This is a genomic window from Chamaesiphon sp. VAR_48_metabat_403 (genome assembly GCF_031422475.1).
Classification (GTDB): domain Bacteria; phylum Cyanobacteriota; class Cyanobacteriia; order Cyanobacteriales; family Chamaesiphonaceae; genus Chamaesiphon.
This window is the reverse complement of the sequence record NZ_JANPLS010000369.1, coordinates 1-3,441: the sequence shown is the minus strand read 5'-3', so window position 1 is coordinate 3,441 and position 3,441 is coordinate 1. Positions and strand designations below refer to the sequence as shown.

At 41.5% G+C, this 3,441-nt stretch carries 5 protein-coding genes; 2 read left to right on the top strand and 3 right to left on the bottom strand.

Annotated elements, in window-relative coordinates:
• The 3 genes from RMO79_RS17755 to RMO79_RS17745 all read right to left on the bottom strand — a co-directional run.
• Window positions 1–581, bottom strand: a 581-nt coding sequence (locus RMO79_RS17755) for a hypothetical protein (protein WP_310484575.1), incomplete at its 3' end; no start/stop codon positions are given.
• A gap of 58 nt (window positions 582–639) precedes the next feature.
• The gene (locus RMO79_RS17750; protein WP_310484574.1) at window positions 640–1,092 is read right to left on the bottom strand and encodes a type II secretion system protein; all 453 of its coding nucleotides are present in this window, start codon (window positions 1,090–1,092) and stop codon (window positions 640–642) included.
• Between the two features lie 55 nt (window positions 1,093–1,147).
• Window positions 1,148–1,894 carry a prepilin-type N-terminal cleavage/methylation domain-containing protein gene (locus RMO79_RS17745; protein WP_310484573.1) on the bottom strand — a complete coding sequence of 249 codons (747 nt, stop codon included), beginning with the start codon at window positions 1,892–1,894 and terminating at the stop codon, window positions 1,148–1,150.
• 402 nt (window positions 1,895–2,296) lie between these two features.
• Between RMO79_RS17745 and RMO79_RS17740 the strand changes: the two genes are divergently transcribed.
• On the top strand, window positions 2,297–2,986 hold the full coding sequence (locus tag RMO79_RS17740) for an NlpC/P60 family protein (RefSeq protein WP_310484572.1): 690 nt from the start codon (window positions 2,297–2,299) through the stop codon (window positions 2,984–2,986).
• Between the two features lie 162 nt (window positions 2,987–3,148).
• On the top strand, window positions 3,149–3,418 hold the full coding sequence (locus tag RMO79_RS17735; protein WP_310484576.1) for a helix-turn-helix transcriptional regulator: 270 nt from the start codon (window positions 3,149–3,151) through the stop codon (window positions 3,416–3,418).
• Window positions 3,419–3,441 lie beyond the last annotated feature (23 nt).

The window sequence follows — 3,441 nt, the reverse complement described above, 5'->3', positions numbered from 1 at the left end:
ATACTAATTTGATATGTAGTGGCACTAACCTCAGTATCACCTGTATATTTAAAAGTACGAATATTCCCCAATCCATCTGACATCGCTGCCATGACAACTTCACTAGAGTTGCCTTGGCAAAAGTCTGTATTTGCAACATTATAGTTGCCATTAGGGTCATCCACCTGGCATCGCTTATCACGAGCTTGTCTTAATACATTAGGACGAGAAATCGTGGTGGGGAGAGTTGTTGTCGATGGAGTTCCCACTTTACAGTTATTTTCTGACCGAGTATCATCTGTAACTATTAAGGTAGTAGGTGTAGGTGCAACGTTACCGCACAAGGTTAAAGCTACAGATAGCGATTTACGGATGGTAATTTTGGAAGAACCTACCATACTACCAGCGTCGGTATTCGGCTCTATTTCAATTACCGGAAATCTGGCATCGTTAATTTGTTCGCCAGATTGTCTGACCTCATTACCAATTAGCTCTAAAACGGTAGACAATTTTTGAGCAGAATCAATATTTACCTTGTCTTTATTGAAGCTATTACTAGCTTCGATAAAAGCATTCAAAGCTAGCCCACTAATGATAATCATAATGAGCATTCCGAATATTAATTCCAATAAGGTAAATCCTTTGCTCGGATTATTTTCCTTATTCGAGTTCTGTATAATTAGCTTCCAGATCGTATACTTTTGAACCATTACGACTTACCTCAAGTTTAAATTTTCGATATTTACTACCACAATCCGTAGAGATTTGACAATAAGTAACCCTAGATTCATATTCTCTACCCATTGCAGTAATAATTGGGCGATCTGCACCGCTATTGCTGGTGGCTGTTTTGATTTCAGGAGTGCTTGGACTTAAAGGCAATGTACTAATCTTTCTAGCTCTAATGTCATCAAATACTCGCTGAGAGACAATCAATGCACCAGTTCGGATCTCACTTTTCGAGTTGTTAATTTTTGCATATAAGAACAATGGCAGTGCATAGGCAAGACAAACCCCAAGAGTAACTAGAGCAATAACTGTCTCAACCAAGCTAAAGCCCTGTTCTGAGCCTTGGGTGTTTGTAAGTTTGTTTTCGGATAAATTTAGTTTCATAATAATTATTTTTGATAATTTTTATTGTGAATTATCACTCGGTAAATATACAATTCTAGAAGACAGGGTTCCCCTGACTACTCGGAGGAATTGTTGCCGCGTTCCTATCGATCGTAGTAATATCTATATCTCCGATCGCACCAACTTGAATTTGTGCCGATGTAGCAAGATTATTGGCTTGAAAATCTTGTAGTGTTAAAGTTGCATTTTGGGAGGCAACACCACGATTGTCATAGCAGATGCTCCAGTTTAAATTCGGCTCGATTGGAGTGCTAGCAGTCGTACCCGTTTGATTAGCAAGGGTAAAACTCTGATTTCCTGCGCTAAAAGTAGGTAGTGCGGGCGGTGTTGCTAGAGGACTGGTAACTCCGATCGAATCTGGTAAATCCAGATCTAATTGGGAAGCTGCTAGCCAACCATCCGGCGTACCATTAGGAAAAGCAGCATTATACCCAGGAGCAGTAGAATTACTTGGTAAACCAGCTCCATAAGTGTTTACTCGACAATTAGCTGCATACTCAACGATGAAGTTGTGAGCATTACCTTGATAGTTTTGCCCTGTATATTGAGCGAAAGCAGGATACTTAGGTCTAATTCGATAGGCTCTATTACTAGCAATCGCTTTAGAGCGAATCAGGTTAAGTTGTGCTTTGAACTGTAATGCACCAGTACGTAATGGTTTATTTAGCCATAAAAATGAAGGAACTGTAATTCCCATGATGATGCCAATGATAATCAAGGAAACGAGCATTTCTACCAAGGTAAAGCCTTGAGAGTTGTATTTAGGCGATCGAATCGTCACAGTTAATGGTTCCTCAACTTCAAGATAAAAACTTATAAATTACCGATCTGCTGAATAATCGATAACGATCGCTCAACTGTCAGCTCTATTAATATTCCCCATTTGGAAACAAAAACTACCAATTAGCATTCTCGATCGAAGTATATTTTCGATCGGATGACTGACTGTACTTGGATCTATTTATTTTCAATAATTCAGACTGATAAAATTTAGATGCTATGAATCCAATCGTAGCGGCTAAAAATTCGATTGAGGGTGACTCAAATCACTCAGTATTTCCACTAAGTTCGACGAGAAAATCGACATTAACTTTAGATTTGACTCATGACGATCGAAATTAGGACTCTAGATAGTTGAAAATCGACCAGATCGCATAGGATTAAGGAAAATCACAAATTATCGATGATAGACTTATCTACTGCGAGCGAGTACCGCTGTCGAATCGCTCTCGATCTCTATAGTTCCCCAATTTGTCAGGGATTAGCTACTCAAGCAGCAAAAGATCGACATTTACGACTTGAATCTCTAACGCCAACCGATCGGGCAATCCCGGTTAGACTATGTGAGGATGACTATCCGGCTTGGCTGAAACTTGAGGATGTCGAGCAGTTAGAGTTGACTACAGATATTTATCGATCGGTAAAAATAGATAGAGCCAAAATTGCGGCTAGCATCCCCGAAATTATTAATTTTGCTCGTGCTGCGATGAAGGTACCCAATCGCTACTTGTGGGGCGGTACGGTGGCTCCTGACTATGATTGTTCGGGGTTGATGCAGGCGGCATTTCAGTCGCAAGGCATTTGGCTGCCGCGCGATTCATATCAGCAAGAGGCTTTTACCGAGCGGGTGACGATTGAAAATATGTTACCTGGCGATCTGATTTTCTTTGGTACGCCAGCTAAAACCGACCATGTTGCGATGTATCTGGGCGATTTACAATATATCCACAGTTCGGGCGTTCAAATGGGCAGGAATGGCATCGGTATCGATGTTCTGACCGATCGCACTCAAGATCCGGTAAGCTTGGGCTACTATGCCAAATTACGCTGCTGCAGGAGAGTAACAGCCAGCTATGAAACAGTTGCCAAGTAATGTTTTCTCGATCGTCGATCCAGACCAGATCGTGGGAGGATACTAATAATTCATGGCAGTCCGATCGGGAACGGATTAGAATCATTGGCATAGCTTCGCCATTGGCGAATCGCAAAAACAAACAATCCGACTCGCACAAGTAAAATTTTAAAGGCAGGGATGATGATCGATGAGAATAAGCTGCAAACATCTGCTACACTGTCCGATCGAGAAATAGAAATTATCGAACTAGTGACTGCTGGCTTGACGAATGAGGAGATTTCCACGCGATTGGAAATTAGCAAACGTACTGTAGACAACCATATCAGCAACATTCTCAAAAAAGCTGGCGCAGGTGTCGATAATCGCGTGGCATTAGTTAGATGGGCACTGCAATGGGGTAAGGTATGCCTGGATGATATTAATTGTTGTGCTTTGCCAGAGAGGGAGTGAGGGGAGATGGGGGACAGGGGGAC